This is a genomic window from Nonomuraea sp. NPDC050153 (assembly GCF_044460125.1).
In the GTDB taxonomy this organism is placed as follows: Bacteria; Actinomycetota; Actinomycetes; order Streptosporangiales; family Streptosporangiaceae; genus Nonomuraea.
Genome location: NZ_JBITJQ010000010.1, coordinates 38,781 through 57,189, shown reverse-complemented (window position 1 = coordinate 57,189; position 18,409 = coordinate 38,781). Strand labels below are relative to the sequence as shown.

General features: G+C 72.2%; 21 protein-coding genes. 14 read left to right on the top strand and 7 right to left on the bottom strand.

The annotated features are described in order from the left end of the window. The first annotated feature begins 263 nt into the window (after positions 1-263). Positions 264-569, top strand: a complete 306-nt coding sequence (locus ACIBQ1_RS24960) for a hypothetical protein (RefSeq protein ID WP_397281081.1) — start codon at positions 264-266, stop codon at positions 567-569. On the opposite strand, the gene ACIBQ1_RS24955 is transcribed toward ACIBQ1_RS24960, so the two are convergent. Then, entirely contained in the window at positions 532-1,554 is a 1,023-nt protein-coding gene (locus ACIBQ1_RS24955) for a LacI family DNA-binding transcriptional regulator (protein WP_397281079.1), read from the bottom strand. The two genes, ACIBQ1_RS24960 and ACIBQ1_RS24955, sit on opposite strands and share 38 nt — an antisense overlap. 178 nt (positions 1,555-1,732) lie before the next feature. Between ACIBQ1_RS24955 and ACIBQ1_RS24950 the strand changes: the two genes are divergently transcribed. Together ACIBQ1_RS24950 and ACIBQ1_RS24945 are read left to right on the top strand one after the other, a co-directional pair. Then, complete coding sequence (locus tag ACIBQ1_RS24950; protein WP_397281077.1) at positions 1,733-3,154, top strand: glycoside hydrolase 43 family protein; 1,422 nt, start codon at positions 1,733-1,735, stop codon at positions 3,152-3,154. Between the two features lie 102 nt (positions 3,155-3,256). Further along, complete coding sequence (locus tag ACIBQ1_RS24945; protein WP_397281075.1) at positions 3,257-4,645, top strand: hypothetical protein; 1,389 nt, start codon at positions 3,257-3,259, stop codon at positions 4,643-4,645. A gap of 46 nt (positions 4,646-4,691) precedes the next feature. On the opposite strand, the gene ACIBQ1_RS24940 is transcribed toward ACIBQ1_RS24945, so the two are convergent. After that, positions 4,692-6,017 (bottom strand): hypothetical protein, encoded by a 1,326-nt coding sequence (locus ACIBQ1_RS24940; RefSeq protein ID WP_397281073.1) that lies wholly within the window; start codon positions 6,015-6,017, stop codon positions 4,692-4,694. Between the two features lie 117 nt (positions 6,018-6,134). Beyond that, positions 6,135-7,163 (bottom strand): CapA family protein, encoded by a 1,029-nt coding sequence (locus ACIBQ1_RS24935; protein WP_397281070.1) that lies wholly within the window; start codon positions 7,161-7,163, stop codon positions 6,135-6,137. A gap of 175 nt (positions 7,164-7,338) precedes the next feature. Here ACIBQ1_RS24935 and ACIBQ1_RS24930 point away from each other — a divergent pair, with 175 nt between their 5' ends. The 4 genes from ACIBQ1_RS24930 to ACIBQ1_RS24915 are packed head-to-tail and all read left to right on the top strand — an operon-like array spanning position 7,339 to position 8,996. Continuing rightward, positions 7,339-7,764 carry an Hsp20/alpha crystallin family protein gene (locus tag ACIBQ1_RS24930; RefSeq protein ID WP_397281069.1) on the top strand — a complete coding sequence of 142 codons (426 nt, stop codon included), beginning with the start codon at positions 7,339-7,341 and terminating at the stop codon, positions 7,762-7,764. A 15-nt stretch (positions 7,765-7,779) separates the two neighbouring features. Further along, the gene (locus ACIBQ1_RS24925; protein ID WP_397281067.1) at positions 7,780-8,364 is read left to right on the top strand and encodes a hypothetical protein; all 585 of its coding nucleotides are present in this window, start codon (positions 7,780-7,782) and stop codon (positions 8,362-8,364) included. 6 nt (positions 8,365-8,370) lie between these two features. Beyond that, positions 8,371-8,733 (top strand): hypothetical protein, encoded by a 363-nt coding sequence (locus ACIBQ1_RS24920; protein ID WP_397281065.1) that lies wholly within the window; start codon positions 8,371-8,373, stop codon positions 8,731-8,733. A 14-nt stretch (positions 8,734-8,747) separates the two neighbouring features. Further along, a complete protein-coding gene (locus tag ACIBQ1_RS24915) occupies positions 8,748-8,996 on the top strand; it encodes a hypothetical protein (protein WP_397281063.1) in 249 nt (82 codons plus the stop codon). A gap of 3 nt (positions 8,997-8,999) precedes the next feature. Here the strand turns inward: ACIBQ1_RS24915 and ACIBQ1_RS24910 are convergent, their stop codons facing one another. Continuing rightward, a complete protein-coding gene (locus ACIBQ1_RS24910) occupies positions 9,000-9,650 on the bottom strand; it encodes a response regulator (RefSeq protein WP_397281061.1) in 651 nt (216 codons plus the stop codon). Then, a complete protein-coding gene (locus ACIBQ1_RS24905; RefSeq protein ID WP_397281059.1) occupies positions 9,638-10,900 on the bottom strand; it encodes a sensor histidine kinase in 1,263 nt (420 codons plus the stop codon). Before ACIBQ1_RS24905 ends, ACIBQ1_RS24910 begins: the two co-directional genes overlap by 13 nt. A 154-nt stretch (positions 10,901-11,054) precedes the next feature. Between ACIBQ1_RS24905 and ACIBQ1_RS24900 the strand changes: the two genes are divergently transcribed. From ACIBQ1_RS24900 to ACIBQ1_RS24880, 5 genes are all read left to right on the top strand, one after another. Next, positions 11,055-11,234 (top strand): hypothetical protein, encoded by a 180-nt coding sequence (locus ACIBQ1_RS24900; protein ID WP_397281057.1) that lies wholly within the window; start codon positions 11,055-11,057, stop codon positions 11,232-11,234. A 95-nt stretch (positions 11,235-11,329) separates the two neighbouring features. Next, a complete protein-coding gene (locus tag ACIBQ1_RS24895) occupies positions 11,330-11,914 on the top strand; it encodes a hypothetical protein (RefSeq protein ID WP_397281055.1) in 585 nt (194 codons plus the stop codon). 23 nt (positions 11,915-11,937) lie between these two features. Further along, entirely contained in the window at positions 11,938-13,110 is a 1,173-nt protein-coding gene (locus ACIBQ1_RS24890; RefSeq protein WP_397281053.1) for a sensor histidine kinase, read from the top strand. Next, on the top strand, positions 13,107-13,775 hold the full coding sequence (locus ACIBQ1_RS24885) for a response regulator (RefSeq protein WP_397281051.1): 669 nt from the start codon (positions 13,107-13,109) through the stop codon (positions 13,773-13,775). Before ACIBQ1_RS24890 ends, ACIBQ1_RS24885 begins: the two co-directional genes overlap by 4 nt. A gap of 59 nt (positions 13,776-13,834) precedes the next feature. After that, positions 13,835-14,572, top strand: coding sequence for a GNAT family N-acetyltransferase (locus tag ACIBQ1_RS24880; RefSeq protein WP_397281049.1), 738 nt, complete (start codon positions 13,835-13,837; stop codon positions 14,570-14,572). A gap of 208 nt (positions 14,573-14,780) precedes the next feature. On the opposite strand, the gene ACIBQ1_RS24875 is transcribed toward ACIBQ1_RS24880, so the two are convergent. Both ACIBQ1_RS24875 and ACIBQ1_RS24870 read right to left on the bottom strand, forming a co-directional pair. Next, complete coding sequence (locus tag ACIBQ1_RS24875) at positions 14,781-16,007, bottom strand: S1C family serine protease (protein WP_397281047.1); 1,227 nt, start codon at positions 16,005-16,007, stop codon at positions 14,781-14,783. A 150-nt stretch (positions 16,008-16,157) separates the two neighbouring features. Then, a complete protein-coding gene (locus ACIBQ1_RS24870; RefSeq protein ID WP_397281045.1) occupies positions 16,158-16,829 on the bottom strand; it encodes a TetR/AcrR family transcriptional regulator in 672 nt (223 codons plus the stop codon). A gap of 96 nt (positions 16,830-16,925) precedes the next feature. Here ACIBQ1_RS24870 and ACIBQ1_RS24865 point away from each other — a divergent pair, with 96 nt between their 5' ends. Together ACIBQ1_RS24865 and ACIBQ1_RS24860 are read left to right on the top strand one after the other, a co-directional pair. Then, positions 16,926-17,450 (top strand): hypothetical protein, encoded by a 525-nt coding sequence (locus ACIBQ1_RS24865; RefSeq protein ID WP_397281043.1) that lies wholly within the window; start codon positions 16,926-16,928, stop codon positions 17,448-17,450. 237 nt (positions 17,451-17,687) lie between these two features. Beyond that, positions 17,688-18,344, top strand: coding sequence for an L-2-amino-thiazoline-4-carboxylic acid hydrolase (locus ACIBQ1_RS24860; RefSeq protein ID WP_397281041.1), 657 nt, complete (start codon positions 17,688-17,690; stop codon positions 18,342-18,344). Positions 18,345-18,409 lie beyond the last annotated feature (65 nt).

Here is an 18,409-nt window from a genome sequence, read left to right as displayed (position 1 = left end):
CTCCCGGAGCCAGGCAGATCCGCACGGCGTATCGCTATGCGTTACGCGGAGCTGCGCAGGGCGCATCCGCACTCGCCGTTGGTCGCAGGGGTGCAACCATGGACGTGACCCTGAAGCATAAGAACCTTCAAGCCGAGTGCAGGCTCCAGAATTCGCATTCACCTGCGATAGACCAGTGATTCGATGACGACCCGGCCCACAACGCAGGGCCTCCGGTCCCGAAGCTCTGGTAGCGGCGCGGCAGCCTGACCTTCGCTTTTCAGGTGAAGCAATCATCCTGCTCACCTACTGGCCTCGGGGTTCTCCAGCAGGAGCGGGATCTTCTTGAGTACCTTGGGCGCCGCGTCTGGGCCGATGTGTCGAAGGTCGTCGACCGCCTGACCGCTTCCACCTTCATCAAGGTCCCGGGGCTGCTGATCCCGCACTCGCGCGACCTGGTCAACTGGACGATCAACAGGTACGCCGTGACGAGCGGCCATGACGACGTGCCGCCGGTGGGTGCTCTCGCTGCGCCCCCGCGGCGGTACGTGATCAGGACGGCCGGGCCGGGGCGGTGCTCGAACGCGTGACCAGCGCCGTGGGCAGCTCGATCCGGGCCGGGGCGCCGTCGGTGAGGAGCGCGGTCAGCGCCGCCGCACCAAGCTCGGGCCAGGGCTGGCGGACCGTGGTGAGGGCCGGCGTGACGTGGGCGGCGGCCCAGGAGTCGTCGAAGCCGATCACGCTCACGTCGTCTGGCACGCGGAGCCCGTGCTCGCCCAGCGCCTGGTACACCCCGACGGCCATGGAGTCCGAGCAGGCGAAGACGGCGGTCGGCGGCTGGGGGAGGGAGGCCAGCAGGCGGCGGGTGGCGCGCAGGGCGTCGGCCTGCTGGAAGTAGCCGCAGACCTCCCACCTGGGGTCCACCCGGAGCCCGGCGGCGGCCATGCCCTGGCGGTAGCCGGCCAGCCGTTCGGCCGCGCACGGGACCCCGGGGCGGCCGGCGACGACGGCGATGCGCGAGTGGCCGAGGGCGATCAGGTGCTCGGTGGCCGCCCGCGCGCCGTCCAGGTTGGCCGAGACGACGGCGGGCAGGCCGGCCGGCGGCTTGCGGCGCGGGTCGACGATCACCGCCGGGATCTCGCGGTCGGCCAGCCAGGCCCGCTGCGCGGCCGTCGGCGACGTGCGCACGAGCAGGACGCCGGCGCTGTCGCGGGCGCCGATCCGGTCGAGCCACGCGGGCGGGGGCTGGCCGTGCTTGGTGCGGTCGCACACCGCCGAGACGACCAGGTCCACGCCTGCCCGCCAGGCCGCGTCCTCCACCCCGCCCAGGATCGCCAGCGCGTACGGCGAGTCGAGGGCCTGCAGCATGACGTCCACCATGCTCCCGCGCGCGGGCCTGACCCGCTGCCTGGGGTAGCCGCGCCGCTCCAGCACCTCGGCGACCAGCCGGCGGGTGTGGGCGGAGACGTCGGAGCGGCCGTTGAGCGCCTTGGAAACGGTTGCAACGGACACGCCCGCCTCGCGGGCGATCACGGCCAGTTTGGGCAACTGCTGGGGCTGGTCCTCGACCGTCATGCCCCCACTCTCCCCGCCACGTCCAGGAACCGCCAGGCCAGCGCCTCGAAAATTTCGAGATTCGGCCGGGCGGGCCTGCTCCCGGCCTTCTCGGGTGCGCGGGCCATTTGACGGCACGTACGTGTGGGTGCGACGTTTCCTGCAACCGCTTGCAGCAGTTGCCGCCAAGGAGTGAGGGATGACGACCTACCGCAACCCCGTGCTGAACGCCGACTGGTCCGACCCCGACGTGATCCGCGTCGGCGCGGACTTCTACCTGACCGCCTCCACCTTCACCAAGGTCCCGGGGCTGCCGATCCTGCACTCGCGCGACCTGGTCAACTGGACGATCATCGGGCATGCCGTGACGAGCGGCTATGACGACGTGCGGCCGGGTTGCGGCGTGTGGGCGCCCTCGCTGCGCCACCACGACGGGCGGTTCTGGATCTTCTACGGCGACCCCGACGTGGGCATCCACGTGGTGAGCGCGGAGGACCCGCGGGGCCCGTGGACCGCGCCGCACGTCGTCAAGCCGGGCGCCGGGCTCATCGACCCGTGCCCGCTGTGGGACGACGACGGCCAGGCGTACCTGGTGCACGGCTGGGCCAAGAGCCGCGCCGGCGTCAACAACCGGCTCACCCTGCACCGCATGTCGCCGGACGCCCGCGAGGTGCTGGACGAGGGCACGCTGATCATCGACGCCGACCTGCTGCCCGGCTACCGGACGCTGGAGGGGCCCAAGCTCTACAAGCGAGAGGGGACGTACTGGGTCTTCGCCCCGGCGGGCGGCGTGGAGCAGGGCTGGCAGTCGGTGTTCCGGGCGAGCTCGATCTTCGGCCCGTACGAGGACCGGATCGTGCTGGAGCAGGGCGGGACCGGCGTGAACGGGCCGCACCAGGGCGGTTGGGTGGACACCCCGTCGGGCGAGCACTGGTTCATGCACTTCCAGGACCGCGGCCCCTACGGCAGGGTCGTGCACCTGCAGCCCATGGCCTGGGCGGAGGACGGCTGGCCGGTCATGGGCGCGGACGGCGAGCCGGTGCCCGGCGGCCCCGTGCCTGTTCCCGGCGGCGCGCCGGCCGCGCCCGCCACCTCGGACGACTTCGCCGGGCCCGAGCTCGGCCTGCAGTGGAGCTGGCAGGCCGACCCCGACCCCTCCTGGTGGGAGCTGCGGGACGGCACACTCAGCCTGGCCTGCGTGCCGGGTCCTGAGGAGCTCACGGAGCGCCCGTCCGTGCTCGGGCAGCGGCTGCCCGGCGACCCGTGCACGGTCACCACGGGCCTCACCCTCGACGGCGCGGGCCGGGCGGGGCTGGTCGTGCTCGGGTTCACCTACGCCTACGTCGGGCTGGAGCGCGCGGCGGGCGGGACCGTGCTGGTGTGCGGGGACATGGAGCCCGTGCCCGTGAAGGACGGCGCCCGCGTCACCGTCGGCGCGCGGATCGGGGACGGGGCGCTCGTCACGTTCCTGGCCGACACCGGCGACGGGCTGCGCGAGGTCGGGGCCCCCTTCCAGGCCACGCAGGGCCGGTGGGTGGGGGCGGTGCTGGGCCTGTTCGCGGCGGGGGACGGCACGGGCCGGGCGGCCTTCGACACGTTCGCCGTGGACATCGAGAGGTAGCGGCCACCACCCACCTGGAGAGTAATCGGATGACTACGTCTGGTTACCATAGTTGGTGCGTATGCGCATCAAATGGTGCGGATCACTCCAGGGGGGCTGGAAATGACTGACGACACCCGGACCGACAGAGCGGGGCTCGACACGGCGGCGGTGGACGGTGAGGACGCGCTGCTGCACAGCCAGGACGATCCGGTGGCCGCCGCCGCCGTGGACGCGGCCGTCGAGAGCGAGCTGCTGGACGATTCCTCCGTACGGGAGGCCGTGGAGGTCGAGTGGTCGGCGGCCAAGCGGGAGAGCGGGCGCCAGGTCGCCGGGCTGTCGCCGCAGGCCCAGGACCGCGCGCACCGGCTCCAGGGCGAGCTCGGCGCCATGGGCGCGGAGGTCTGGCCGGTCTCCAGGTGGTGGGGTTTCGAGATCCACCTCAACGAGAGCGCCGCGCTGCTGGCCGCCGAGATCCCGCAGCTCGTCGGCGAGACCGCGGCTCTGGTACTGGGCTCCTGGCTCGCGCCGCTCATCGAGCGGCAGGTGCGCGCCAAGGCCGACTGGATCACCTCGGTCGCCCGGCCGTACGGCGTGAAGCTGGTCTCGCCGTGGGTCGCGCCCGCCATGCTGGTGCCCGCCCGCGAGGGCCGGCGCGAGGGCGGTGGGCTGTACTGGACGGTGCACGAGCCCGGCGAGGGGTGGACCCCGGACCAGGCGTTCGTCGAGCACTTCGACGTGTCGGCCCCGGCCCTCGCGGAGTTCCAGGACGGGCTGGTCCTCGTCCATCGCGGCAAGGTCGACGACCCCAGCCTGTGGTGGACGGTCTACGACGCGCAGGAGGGCTGGAGCGCGGACCGGAGACTGCCCGCGCACGTCAGCGACTCGGCTCCGGCGCTGGCGGCGTACGACGGGCAGCTCCACTGCGTGCACCGCGGCGACGGCGACGACAACCTGTGGTGGACGCGGTGGGACGGCTCCACCTGGAGCCCCGACGCCAGGCTGCCCGAGCACCCCAGCGTGTCGGCTCCCGCGCTGGCCACGTTCGACGGGCAGCTCTACTGCGTGCACGCGGGGACCGACTCCGCCCTGTGGTGGACGCGGTGGGACGGCTCCTCGTGGAGCCCCTGCCGGCAGCTGCCCGACCACGCCTGCCGGTCCAACCCGGCGCTGGCCGTCTGGCGGGGCCACCTCTACTGCGTGCACACCGGCAAGGACTCCAGCCTGTGGTGGACGCGCTGGGACGGCTCCGCCTGGACGCCCGACCAGAAGCTGACCATGCACTCGGCCGCCGAGGGCCCGGCGCTGACCGTCTACAAGGACCGCCTCTACTGCGTCCACCGCGGCGCCTCCGACCAGCGCCTGTGGTGGACCGTCTTCGACGGCTCCTCGTGGAGCGCCGATGAGAGGCTGCCCGGCCACCACAGTGCCGAGGCCCCGGCCGCCATCGCCTACCGCGACCGGAACGCCACCCGCGACCAGCTCCTGGTCGTGCACCGGGGCGTCCGCTAGACGCGAAGAGGCGCCGGCTCGCGTACGAGCCGGCGCCTTTTCGCCGCTACCAGCCGGCGAGCTGCTCCAGGAACCAGTCGATCAGCACCTCGGAGACGTTGCCGTGCTCGGTGTTGGCTATGTCGCAGCAGAACGTGTCCAGGAACGTCCCGTCCTTCGGCAGCTCGGACAGGTCCCTGTAGAGGTCGGTCTGCCAGTGGTACGGGTCCCTGGCCAGGGCGATGGCGCTGACCGCGGGCACGAAGCAGCTGTGGCGGAACCGCTCGGGGACGGGCAGCCCGATCGCGTCGGCCACCCTGCCCCACGAGTCGAGCGTGCCGCCCGGCGCCCCGTCGAACGCGGCCACGTGCGACGTCGCGCTCGTCCACGTCGGAGCCCCGAACCTGATCGTGCCGATGTTCTCCAGCTCGCCCATGTCCGGCTGGATCCTGGCCGTGAGCTGCAGCGGGTCGTGGTGCAGGTCGAACACCGGCGTGCCCGGCGGCAGGTCGCGCCCCGTGCCGTCGCCGACTCCGTTGGCCAGCCCCAGCTTGTAAGGCCGGATCGGGAACCAGCCGACCCGGCGCAGGTCGTCCAGGAAGTCCGTGCGCAGCGGGCTGGCGGTGGTCACCGGCCCCGAGTAGTCCTCGTTCTCGACCCAGGCCCACAGGAGCTGCTGCGCGGCCGGGCTGCGGATCAGCTCGGCCTGCCCGGGGCCGTCCGAGCGCGGCTCCAGCGATTCGTGCAGGTAGGCGAGCTGCTGGAGCACCAGCGGGATCCAGGCGCCGAGGTGCGGCGTGTCGTAGGAGAAGTACTTGTCGGTCTGGTGGTCGACGCCCTCGCTCTCCATGCGCGCCAGCGCGTACCTGGTGATCATGCCGCCCATGCTGACGCCGCCGACGACCAGCGGCAGGTCGCCCCGCCGCTCCTGGATGGCGCGCTGGACGCAGGCGACCGCCACGGCGGCGTTGGCCTGGATGTAGGTCTGCCGCTGGTCGAAGCCCAGGAGGATGACGTCGATGCCCATCGTCCTGAGCTGGTCCAGGAACCCGGGGCTGCGCTCGCTGTTGAAGTGGGCCCACAGCGCGGCGAGGTCGCTGGGGCCGTAGCCGAAGCCGTCGGCGAAGATCAGCGGCCGGGTCAGCGCGGTGTGCCCGTCGGCCAGGTGGACCGCGGCCCGTCCGGTGGCCGTGCGCCCCAGGTGCGGCCTGTCGCCCACCAGGTCCCAGACGTGGTCGGGTCTGGGCGCCTCATTCACGCGGGGATGCGGGGTCGCGAACCAGATCCCCTGCTCGCCGAGCGCGTCCGCGATCCGCTCGGACTGCTCCTCTGTCAGGCTGCTCCTGACCGACTGGGCGATGCTCTCGACGTCGATTCTCGGTTCCTGCGCCATGTCGATCCCTCTCGCTGGGTGCCGGACCCCGATGGGGTCACCGACCACCACGATATGGTCACTGTCAGTAATTGACCGTATACCGGAAGTGGATGGCGCGTCCTCCGAAATGCGCGCTCACTCCGCCTGTGACCGGAGATCCACGGTGAGCGCGCCGGCTTCGTACCGGACCTCGGTGCCGAGGTCGGCGCAGGCGGCGGTGAACCGGGCCCGGATCCAGCGGGACTCCATGTCGTTCGCGATCCTGGTACGGCAGTAGTCCAGCGCGATGGGCACGGCGCGCAGCCACACCGGGCCCCGCTCGTCCAGGGTGACGAGGAAGATCAGCCCGAGGTCGTTACGGAGCTCGGGGTCCACGATGTAGTCGTCGATGAGGTCGCCCAGGTCGTACAGGACCGGTCCGGCCACCCCGTGGAAGACGTGCGCGGAATGTCCGGCCACCAGGGACGCGCCGGCCCTGACCAGCGCCCTGGCCGCGCGGCGGACGTGCGTGACGGGCTTGGCGGTCATGTTCGGGCCCCAGTGGACGCAGACGAGGACGGCGTCGGCGTCCAGGCTCCCGATCATGCTCGTGAGCCGGTCCGGCATCCCGGCCCCGAGGTCGGCGTAGGCGACGCCGGGCCTGCGCTCGGTGGCCGCGAACTCGGCCGGATGGTCGGTCACGCCCAGCACCGCGAGACGAAGATCTCCCACCTTCAGCTCGGCGGGCTCCCAGGCCCTGTCCAGGTCGGCACCCGCGCCCACAGTGCGGATCCCGGCTGCCGCCAGGTGGTCGAGGGTGTCGAGGAGGGCCTCGTGGCCGTAGTCGAGGGCGTGGTTGTTGGCCAGCGTGACCGCGTGCACGCCCAGCTCCGCCAGCATCGCCGCGGCCTCGGGCGGTGCGCGGAAGTGGAACGCCTTGCGCAGCGGGTCCCAGCGCCGGCCGCGGTCCGAGACGCAGCATTCGAGGTTGAACAGGACCAGGTCGGCCCGGGAGAGCACCGAGCGCACGCCGGCGTCGAAGAAGTCGGCCGGGTCCGCGGTCAGCCTCATCCGCTCGGCCACGCCGCGGCCGAGCATGGTGTCGCCCGCGAGCGCCAGCGTGACCGTCGGGAGGGCGGATTCCCCGGCGCCCGCGCCCGGCGTGGTCCCGGTTTCCTCGGTCATGTCCACCCAGCTTCCCCGTCCGATGATTTCGACACACCCTCTGACCTGCGACGAAACCGTTCACGACGGGCGAATGCGGGTACGGGATGAATTTGGAGGAGGGGGACGACGGTGTCCCTCGCGTCACGGAGGTGAGAAAGCAGTGGCTTTGCCGATTAGGCGCAATCGCGGAGCGATGCAGACGGGTGTCCCATGGCAGAGGCGGTCGTGGGATCCCTTCACCGAGTTCCAGCAGCTGTGGGATCAGATGGGGCGGCTCTTCGAGCAGGGCGCGGAGACCGACGTGGCCGCCTGGCGGCCCGTGGCGGAGACCGAGGAGACCCCGGACGCCTACTTCGTGCGGGCGGAGCTTCCCGGCCTGAAGCGGGAGGACATCAGCGTCGAGGTCAACGACAGCGAGCTGTGCGTGTCCGGGGAGATCAAAGAGGAGGAGAAGGGCAACATGCTGCGGCGGCGCACCGGGCGGTTCGTCTACCGGACGATCCTGCCGGCCGACGCCGACACCGAGCACATCGGCGGCGAGTTGTCGGACGGCATCCTGACCGTACGCGTTCCCAAGACCGAGAAGGGCCGCGCCCGCCGCATCGAGATCAAGGGCTGACACCGGGGGAGGCGCATGGCCGGCACGCAGGCGTTCTGGATCGGCGCCGCGCGAGGGCGCGAGGCCGCTGAGCCGGGTGGCGCGCAGGAGCGCTACGGCGAGGAGCTGCGCAGATGGCGGCATGCCTTCGAAGCCGTGGACGGCGAGCCGGCCGCGGGCGGCGTCACCCTGGACCCGCTGCACTTCGCGCTGGGCGCGTGGGAGGTGGCCACGCGCCCGGTGGCGGAGCACGCTTACGTGCGCCGCCACCCGCGGGTGCTGGACGCGACCTGCCACCGCCCGGAGGAGGCGCCGGGCCTGCTGGCGGTGGTGGAGCTGGCCGCCCCGCCCCCGGTCCCGCTCCCGGCGGGCTGGTCGGGCTGGCAGCGCCAGGAGCCCACGTACGTGCCGCCGCCGTACGAGCGGCCGACCGCGCTGAGCACGCTGGAACTGCGCGTGCCCCTGCCGGTCGACCGCCTGCCCACGCCCACCCACGCGCGGGCCGCGGGCCTGCCGAACCTCGACGACGCCCAGGCGTCCCTCGAAGCCCTGCTGGCCGAGCTGAACGCCGTGGTCAACCCGTTCCTGCACGGGCTGGAGAAAGCCGATCCGGCGAGGTGATTCAGGATGAACAGGCGCGACGAGGATCCCGAGGACGAGTTCTTCGCTCCCGTGCTGCGCGAGCCGCCGCCTCCCGAGGAGATCACCTCCTCCGGCGTGGTGAGCGACACCGGAGTGCCCGACGTGCACGGAGGCGGTCACGGAGAGTGGCCGCAGTCGCCGCCGCCGTCGAGCTGGCTCGGCGTGCGCCTGCTGGCGGGCGCGCTCGGGCTGCTGGCAGGGGTGGTCCTGGCCGTGCTGGCGCTGCTGGCCGGGCAGCCGCTGCTCGCCGTCCCGCCCGCCGTCGTGGCACTGGGGGCCGCCGTGTATCTGGTGACGTTCAGCGTCCGGCGCTCACACGCCGACGGCGGCCCTCCGACGTTCGGATGAGGAGAGGAGCCGAGATGTCTCTCATCGATCGTGAATGCGTCCGCCGGCTGCTGCAGTCGGAGCAACCCGACGCCACGCTGGTGTTCGTCCAAGGCGACTGCGTGGTCCTGCCGGCCGATGAGGTGGACGACGCGCACAAGCGGCTGGTCATCGTGCGCCGCGACGAGATCGCGAGCCAGGTGCCGGAGGGCCCCCTGACCGAGGAGGCCCTGGAGGAGCTGGCGACCAGGCTGGACAACATCGCCCGTGACCTGGGCGCCTAGTCCCTATTTCCCGTTCTCCAGGTAGTGCAGGACGGCCGCCACGCGGCGGTCGGTCCGGTCGGTCGGCGCCAGGTCGAGCTTGGAGAAGATGCTGCGGATGTGCTTGTGCACGGCGCCGTCGGTGACGAAGAGCCGCTCGGCGATGGCGCCGTTGCCCAGGCCCTCGGCCATCAGGGCCAGCACGTCGCGCTCGCGCGGGCTGAGCCGGTCGAGCCGGCTGTCGGGCCTGGTGCGGGCCAGCAGTTGCGCGACGACCTCCGGGTCGATGGCCGTGCCCCCTTCCGCGACGCGGTGCAGCGCGCCCATGAACTCCTCGACCCGCCCGACCCGCTCCTTGAGCATGTAGCCGAGCCGGGCGCTGCCGTGGGTGAGCAGGTCGGTGGCGAAGGCCTGCTCCACGTACGCCGACAGCACGAGCACGGCCAGCTCCGGCCGGCGCCGCCTGGCCTCGACGGCCGCGACGATCCCCTCGTCGGTGTGGGTCGGCGGCATCCGCACGTCCACGATGGCGACGTCCGGATCGTGGGCGTCGATCGCGGTCAGGAAGCCGTCCGGGTCGGGGGCGGTGGCCACGACGTCCAGCCCCTCCGCCCGCAGCAGCAGCGCGAGGCCCTCGCGCAGGAGCGGGTCGTCCTCGGCGATCACAATCCGCATGGGAGGCTCACATTCATGGTGGTAGGTCCGCCTTCTGGGCTGGTCAGCGCGAAGGTTCCGTCGAGGGCCTCGGCACGGCGGCGGATCCCGGCCAGCCCCGACCCGCGCCGCTCGTCCGCGCCGCCGCGGCCGTCGTCGGTGATCTGGAGGTCCAGCCGGTCGTCGTGCCGCCGGATCGTGACGATGGCGTGCCGCGCCTGGCTGTACTTGGCGACGTTGGTGAGCGCCTCGGCCACCACGAAGTAGGCCGTGGCCTCGACGGACGCGGCGCACCTGCCGGGCATGTCGACGTCGATCCGGCAGGGGACGGGGCAGCCGGCGGCCAGGCCGGTCAGCGCGTCGGATAGGCTGCGGTCCGTCAGCACCGGGGGCAGGATGCTGCGCGAGACCGCGCGGAGCTCGGCCAGCGCCTGCTCGGCGGCGTCCTGCGCGCGTTCGAGCATGGCGTCGGCGGTGGCCGGGTCGCGGGCCAGCGCGCGGCGGGCCGCGCCGAGCATGACGTTGACGGCGACGAGCCGGTTCTGCGTGCCGTCGTGCAGCGACCGCTCGATCCGCCGCAGCTCGGCGGCGTGCGCGTCGAGGGCTTCCGCACGGGTCGCGGTGAGCTGCGCGACCCGCAGCGCCAGGTCGGTGCTGGGGTCGGCGGCCAGCAGCCGCCGTCCCGGCCACGCTTGCAGCCGGGCCAGGCCGGGGACGAGGGCCAGGGTGAGGGCGATCCAGCCGAGGCCCAGCAGGCTCACCGCGAGAGCGCCCGGGAAATCGCGCACGTCCCAGAGCCCCATGGCCTGGCCGACCGCCTCGCCCGGCGGCAGGAGCCGCCACCACAGCGGGAAGGTCAGGTCGCGCACCGCGCTGAGCGGCAGCGTCATGCCGATCATGCCGAGCAACATGCCGAAGGCCATGTGCGCCAGCACCCAGCGAAGTTCGCGCAGGCTCGCCGGGTTCGTGATCGCGGCGCGGAACCCGGACGGGACCGGGTCGGGACTGAGGACGACGTCAGGACCCCAGCGGGAGAGCCGGCCCCGCTCCCGGTCGGCGGTGATGCGCAGGACGCGCAGAGCGGTGGGCACCAGGAACAGGCCCAGGCCGACGAGACAGGCCAGAGCGGTGAGGGCCAGGACGAACACGGTCAGGATCGCCAGGATCGCGGTGCCGACGCCGCCGACGAGGTGTTCGAGGGCGTCGAGGGTGACACGGGCCCGCGCCGCGAGGTCCCACCGGCGTACGAGCCTCACGTCGGGAGTCGGCATCCCCCGACCATAGGGCATCTCATGTGGCACAGGAGGCATACCCGGGCGAACAGTACAGCCTGCTGTACCTGGGCTGTCTCACTGGCGGGATCGCCCGTCGCGGCGGCGATCCGTAGCGTCTTGGGGTGTCACTCGATCTTGTGAGGAGCACATCATGACCCCCATCCGGATCCCCCGCCCCGTGCTGTGGCTGCTGCTGGCGATCTTCGCGGTCTGCAACATGGTCACCTCCACCTCCGACCTCAACATGTTCGTCGGCATCGGGTTCGGCCTGGCCACGATGGCCTGCGCGGCCGCGCTGGTCCAGCAGCACTACGCGCAGCGGCGCAACTGAGCCGGCGACGGACCCGTCCTCGCTCTTGAGAGGGAGCCGCGGAATCGCCCTCACCGGCGATGCCCGAGAACCCCCTCGAAGCCGAGGATTTCCCCATGAACTCCCGTACAGCCTTCATCGCCGCGCCCCTGCTCGTGCTCGCCTACGGCGTGATCCGGATCCTCGACGGCCTCGACGGCAGCCGAGGACCCGGCATCGCGTGGACCACCGGCCATCTCGCCTTCATGGCGGCACTCGTCCTGTTCGTCCCCATCTTCTGGCGGATGCGGCGGATGGCCGGCGGGAACGCCCTGGCCACCACGAGCGCGGTGGCCGGGACCGTCGGCGTCGTGGCGCTGCTCGGCCAGTTCGGCATCGACATCGTGGTCGGGTTCATGTCCGCCGACCACGACGCGATGGGCGTGCTGTTCGACCAGGTCAAGAGCGTCCCCGGCGTCTCGCTTGTGATCTACGACGTCGTCCCCCTTCTCTTCTTCGCGGGCCAGCTCGCCCTTGTCGTGCAGCTCGCGGTGTTGCGCCGGGTCAAGGCCTGGGCGCCCGTCCTGGTCCTGGCCGACCTCGTCCTGCCGTTCATCGAGAAGGACCTCATCCCGCTCGGCGCCCTGTGCCTGCTGGTCTCGTTCGTGCCGCTCGCGCGCCAGGTCCCTGCCGCGTCCAGGCCCGCCGCCGCGCTCGTATGACGTACGAGGCAAGATGGGAAGCCGTGTCCGAGATACGGTTTGTCGCCGGAGTGCGCCGGTGGTCGAGCTCGCTGCCGCCGATCTGGCTGGACGCGGCGCTCGCGCTGCTGGTGCTGGTCGCGCAGCTGTGGCCGTTGCTCTCCCGTGAGAGCCCGTACGGCGTGCCCTGGCACTGGTGGGGGTACGTGGTCGTGGTCGTCGCCTCGGTGCCGCTGATCTGGCGGCGTCGCGCGCCGGTGACCGTCCTGCTGGTCACCCTCATCGCGACCGGCCTCTACGACGTCGTCGACGAGGTGGCCGCGCAGCCCGTCTGGTACGGCTCGCTCATCGCGCTCTACACCGTGTCCGCCTGCTCCGCCAGGTGGCCCCGCCTGATCATGCTGGTCCTCACGATGGTCGGCGGGTTGCTCATCGTCGGCTCGTCCGAGACCGCGATGCGCGGCATCGTGCTCTTCGCCGCCGCCTACGCCATCGGCCGGGCCGCCGCCGCCTCCCGCGCCCACGCCGCTGCCCTGGAGGAACGCGCCGTCCAGCTGGCCCGCGAGCGCCAGGCCGAGGCCGAGCGGGCCGCCGAACGCGAGCGGGCCAGGATCGCCCGCGACATGCACGACATCCTGGCCCACGCGGTCAGCCTCATGGTCGTCCAGGCCGAGGCCGGACCGGTGGTGGTCAGGAGCGACCCGGCAAGGGCGGAGGCCGTCTTCGACGCGATCGCCGCCGCGGGACGCGACGCCATGGTCCAGCTCCGCCGCATGCTGAGCGTGCTCAAGGAGGAAGAGGGCCCGCGGGCGCCGCAGCCCACGCTCGCCGCGCTCGCCGCCCTGGCCGACCAGGTCAGGGCCACGGGTCTCGACGTGACATACTCTGCCTCCGGCGAGCCGGGGCCGCTGACTCCCGACACGGAGGTCGCCGCCTACCGGATCACCCAGGAAGCCCTCACCAACATCGTCAAGCACGCGGGCGCGACCCGTGCCGACATCAGACTCACCTGGCAGGACGACACCCTCATGATCGACATCGCCGACGACGGCCGCGGCTCCGGCACCTCGCTCCCCTCGGGCGGCAACGGTTTGATCGGCATCCGCGAGCGGGCCGCGGCCTGCGGCGGCCGCGCCGACTTCGGCCGGCGCGCCGACGGTCCGGGCTTCCGGGTCCTCGTACGGCTCCCGCTGGCCGGCCGGGCGGTGGCGGCATGAGCGTGCGCGTGGTGGTCGCCGACGACCAGGAGCTGGTACGCGCGGGGTTCAGCATGATCCTCGACGCCCAGCCGGACATCGACGTCGTCGCCGAGGCGGGAGACGGCGAACAGGCCGTCGCGGCCGTCCGCGCGCACCGTCCCGACGTGCTCCTGCTCGACATCCGCATGCCGGTCATGGACGGCATCGAGGCCGCCAGGATCGTGTGCGCGGAGAGCGGTTGCCGCGTCCTGATGCTGACCACGTTCGACCTGGACGACTACATCTACGACGCGCTGCGCGCCGGGGCGAGCGGGTTCCTGCTCAAGGACGTTCGCCGCGACGACCTGATCCACGCCGTACGGGTGGTGGCGGCGGGCGAGTCCCTGCTCGCGCCGTCGGTCACCACGAAGCTGATCGCCGAGTTCACCACCAGGACGCCCGCCCGGCCCCTCGCGCCGCCGTCGGAGCGGCTGGCCGCCCTGACGGCACGCGAGCAGGAGACGCTGCGCATGATCGCCCGCGGCCTGTCCAACGCGGAGATCGCCCAGGCCATGGTGGTCAGCGAGCACACCGTGAAGACACACGTCAGCAACGTGCTGACCAAGCTGGGGCTGCGCGACCGGGTGCAGGCGGTGATCGCCGCCTACGAGAGCGGCCTGACCGTCCCGGGCGCCTGTGATTAGGTCGCGCCGCCCGTCGCGATAACGTGTGCGCCGAAGATTCCTCAACGAGGAGGACGGATTTGCTGGGCGCTCACGTGCACGCCTATATCAGGTCGATGGCAGGGGACCGGGCGGTCAGGTCCGGGCCGTTCGTGATCAAGTTCGACGACAACGACGACGCGCTCCCGTTCAACTACGCCGTTCCCGACGACGGCGCCGCGCCCACGGCGGACGAGGTCGCCGCGCTGGTCGAGGCGTTCCGCGCGCGGGCCAGGACGCCCCGCTTCGAGTACGTGCCGCAGGTGTCGCCGAAGGTCGAGGACGCCCTGCTCGCGGCCGGGTTCACCCAGGAGGGGCGCTACCCGCTGCTGGTGTGCCCGCCGGACGGGCTGGTCGACCGGCCCGTGGACGTACGGGTCGCGCTCGTGACCGAGGAGCCCGACCTCTGGCAGGCCGCGCGGGTGATGAACGAGGCGTTCGACGCGCCGGAGCCCACCGAGCACGACATCGCCCGGTTCCGGCGGGTCCTCGACGGCGGCGGCCTGATCGCCGCCGCCTTCGACGGCGAGGAGGCCGTCGGCGCCGGGCAGCTCGGCCGCCCGCACCAGGGGGTCGCCGAGGTCGCGGGCATCGCGGTGCTGCCCTCGCACCGGCGGCGCGGCATCGCGGGCGCGGTCACGGCGCTGCTGACCCGCGAGGGCGCGGCCGCCGGGGTCACGACCCCGTTCCTCACTCCGGCCGACGACGGCGCCGCGCGGGTCTACGCCCGCGTCGGTTACCGCAAGGTCGGCGAGGCCCTCTACATCTCCCTCCGCTGAGGCCCAGGCGGGCCGGGCTGGTCGGGGAGCTGCGTGTCAGCGGGCGCAAGCCGTACACGTTCCTGACCGCGGGGGAGCGGGCGGCGGACGCCTTCGACGAGGGGACCCTGGCCCGGCTGCGCGAGATCAAGCGCGCCCGCGACCCGCAGGGCGTCTTCCGCGCGAACTTCCCGGTCGGTGCCTGACCGGGAAGTTCGCGCGGGGCGGGCTACTTCTTCTCCTCCATGTTCACGGTCACGGTGTCGGTCTTGCCGTCCCGCTGGTACGTGACCGGCACCTGCTGGCCCACCTTGAACCCGCGGACCTGTCCCACCACCGTGTCGCCGCCGGAGACCGCGGTGTCACCGATCTTGGTGATCAGGTCCCCCTGCTTCAGCCCAGCCTTCTCGGCCGGGCTGCCGGCGCTCACCTGGCGGACCAGCGCGCCGGGCACGTCGCCGGTGGCGTCGGTGACGCTCACCCCGAGGAAGGCGTGGGTCACCTTGCCCTTGCTGATGAGCTGCTCGGAGACCTGCTTGGCGGTGTTCACGGGGATCGCGAAGCCGAGGTTGACGCCGTCGGCGGCGACCGCGCTGTTGATGCCGACCAGCTCGCCTGCCGCGTTCACCAGAGCGCCGCCCGAGTTGCCGGGGTTGATCGCCGCGTCCGTCTGGATCATGCCGCCGAGCGTGGTCGGCTCGCTCTCCTGAGCCTGCCCCTGCCCGCCCCAGCCCGGCGGGAGCTGCTGGTCGCCCTGGCCGCCGTTCCCGGCGGTCACGGTACGGTCGAGCGCGCTGATGATGCCCGACGTCACCGTCCCGTCCAGGCCGAGCGGGCTGCCGATGGCCAGCACGTCGTCCCCCACCTTGAGCTGGTCGCTGTCGCCCAGCGTGACCTTGGCCAGCCCCGACACGCCCTCGGCCCGGATGACGGCCAGGTCGGTGGCCGGGTCGGTGCCGACCACGGTGGCCTTGGCGGTCTTGCCGTCGCTGAACTTCACCGTCAGCTGCCTGCCCTGCCCGCTCACCACGTGGTTGTTGGTGAGGATCAGCCCGTCCTCCGACAGCACCACGCCGGAGCCCTCGGCGGACTGCCCCTGGATCATCACGACCGACGGCTGCACCTTCTCCGCCACCTGGGCGACCGTGAGCTGGCCCGAGGCCGCGCGGAAGACCGGGCTCGCCACGGTCTTCGTGACGGTCGGGGTCGGCTGCGCGCCGGCGGCGACGTAGGCGCCGACGGCGCCGCCCCCGAGCGCGGCCACGGTCAGCGCGGTGAACGCCGCCAGCGCGAGCCCGGCGATCGTCTTGCGCGTGAGCACGAACCCGGACCGCCGCGGCGGCGGAGGCGGCGGCAGCACCGGCCCCGGCCGAGTGAAGCCCCCGGCGGTGGGCGGCGTGACACCGAACTGGCTCCAGCCGCCGGTGGTGTCCTCGCGAGGCGTGTTCGCGTCCATGTCATCTCCTAGAGTCCCGATGACACAAGCGTGGCGAACGGCGGGTAAGTCCTGCTTAAGCCCAAGATCCCCGCGTCCGGCCGGCGCTGACGCGGGCCTTATCGCCGCAGGCGGCGACGGCCCGGCCCTGGCCGGGACAGGCGGAAAAATCTAGGCGGACATCGCCGCGATGCCCGATGTCAGCATGGCGATCACGGACTCGAACAGCTCGTCGGGCGGCTCCACCGCGGCCTCGCCGGCCAGCCGCCGCAGGTGCGGCAGCTCCGCCGACGCCGGCAGCCCCGTCCAGCTCGCCGGGTCGGCGCCGGCGGGCGGGTGGTCGTGCCAGGAGTCCCACACCTCGGCGAACCCGGCGACCTGGAGCACGGTGATCGTCCAGGCCCGGTACGCGTCCTGCGGCGACAACCCGATGTCCAGGAAGAAGCCCACGAGCGCGTCGTCGGCACGCAGATGGCCGGGGGCCACCAGGAAGGTGAGGTCCTCGGCGTGGGCCAGGGCCAGCATGCCCCGGTGCGAGCGGTACCAGCCCCGCAGCTCCCTGCAGTAGCGGCCCAGGCTCTCCTGCCAGCGCGCCGGGTCCAGGCGCGGCTGCGGCCGGTCGGCCTGGCAGACGGACATGACCTCGCGCAGCAGGTCGTCGCGGTCGGCGACGTAGTTGTACAGGGCGCGCGGCGAGACCTCCAGCTCGGCGGCGACGTTGCGCATGGTCAGCTCGGCCGGACCGGACGCGCCGAGGATCCGCAGGGCGGCGCGGGCGATGCGCTCCCTGGTCAGGGTGGGCCTGCCCTTCCGTGATTCGGGACGCCTGCGCCGTTCTTGCACGGGAACATGCTAGCCAGAAGTTTGAACTTCACACAGCGTTGACTTTAAGCCGTGAGACCTCCCAAACTTAGGCGAGGCTAACCAAGGAGGAGCGGCATGGAATGGTCCCTCGTTGTCGGTTACGCGTTCGCCTACGGGCTGGCGATGAGCGTGCTCTTCACCGTCGGAGTGTTCGCCGGGGCGGCGTTGAGCAGGGATTTCCTGCTCAACGACTATCCGGAGGCCATCCAGGAGCGCTACGGCAGGCCCAAGAGCGAACGGGGCCGGCGGGTGGCGCTGTGGTTCGGGGTGATCTTCTGGGGAGGTTGCGGCCTGCCGCTGACGGCGGTCGCGATCCTGCACCTGCGCTCGTCGCTGGGCTCGGACCTGGGGTTCGTGGCGGCGGCGGTGGCCGGGGCGGTCATGTTCGCCACGCTGACGCTGTTCGACCTGGTGGTGATCGACTGGATCGTGCTCGTGGGGCTGCGGCCCGGGCTCCTGGTGCTGCCGGGCACCGAGGGCATGCCCGAGTACCGCGACCTGGGCTTCCACGCGGTCGCGGCACTCAAGGGCAGTCCGTTGATCGTGGTGGTCGGGCTGGTGGTCGGAGGCGTGGTCGCCCTGATCGAGGCGCTCGGCTGAGCGATCAGCCCCAGACCTTCCCGGCGGCGTCCGCGACGAGCTCCAGCTTGATCTCCGCCGCCCGCCGGGAGTCGTCCAGGGTCTACACTGGCCGGGACAACATCAACTCAAGCTTGTCAGCGCCTGGTAGGTCGGTGGAGCGCGCTGGCGTGCTCGCTCGGTCGCGAGCACGGCCAGTCACGCCTCCGGGCGAGATCGCGGCCGTGTACGGACCGAGCCCGTACCGAAAGGACCGCGATGTCCACCGACCAGTTCGGGCTCGCCGGGGGCGACTACGTTCCCGACCCCGATGGCGACACCACCCTCATCCTCGACGGCTTCTACGGCCACCTCGCCCGCGAGCACGACGATCTCGTGGCCGCCATGCGGGCCCGTCACGAGGAGCTCGAAGCGGCGAACCGGCACCGGATCGTCGACGAGCCCGCCCGCCACAACCTGCGCATGACCCTGGCCCTCGTGGCCGCGTACGAGTTGCTCCTGCCCCGGCTGGGACGGGCGGCGACGATCGAGGCCGTGCGGGTGGCGTTCGTCGAGCCGCTCGGCGAGGCCACGCGGCACGGCACCCGGGCCATGCTGGACACCGCTCCCGACCCCTTCCTGGCCATGGTGGCCGTGTCCAGGTCGCGCGAGGAGCACGCGTTCGGCAAGGGGTTCGTCTTCGAGCGGCCGGTCGACGACGACCAGCGCTACCACGTCGATGTCCGCCGGTGCTTCTACCACGACGTGCTGGTCGCCAACGGGGCCCCCGAGCTGACCCCGGTCATGTGCGCGTTCGACGCCAACTGGATCGAGGCCATCGAGCCCGACAGGCATGGCTTCGGATTCGAGCGCCGCACCACGATCGGCCTGGGCGGCACCCACTGCCCGTTCCATTTCACCCGTAACCAGGACTGACCTGGCAGGACGGGCTCGCGTTCGGTCGCGGGCCCGTCCTGGCTTGCGTACATCAATCCCTTGTG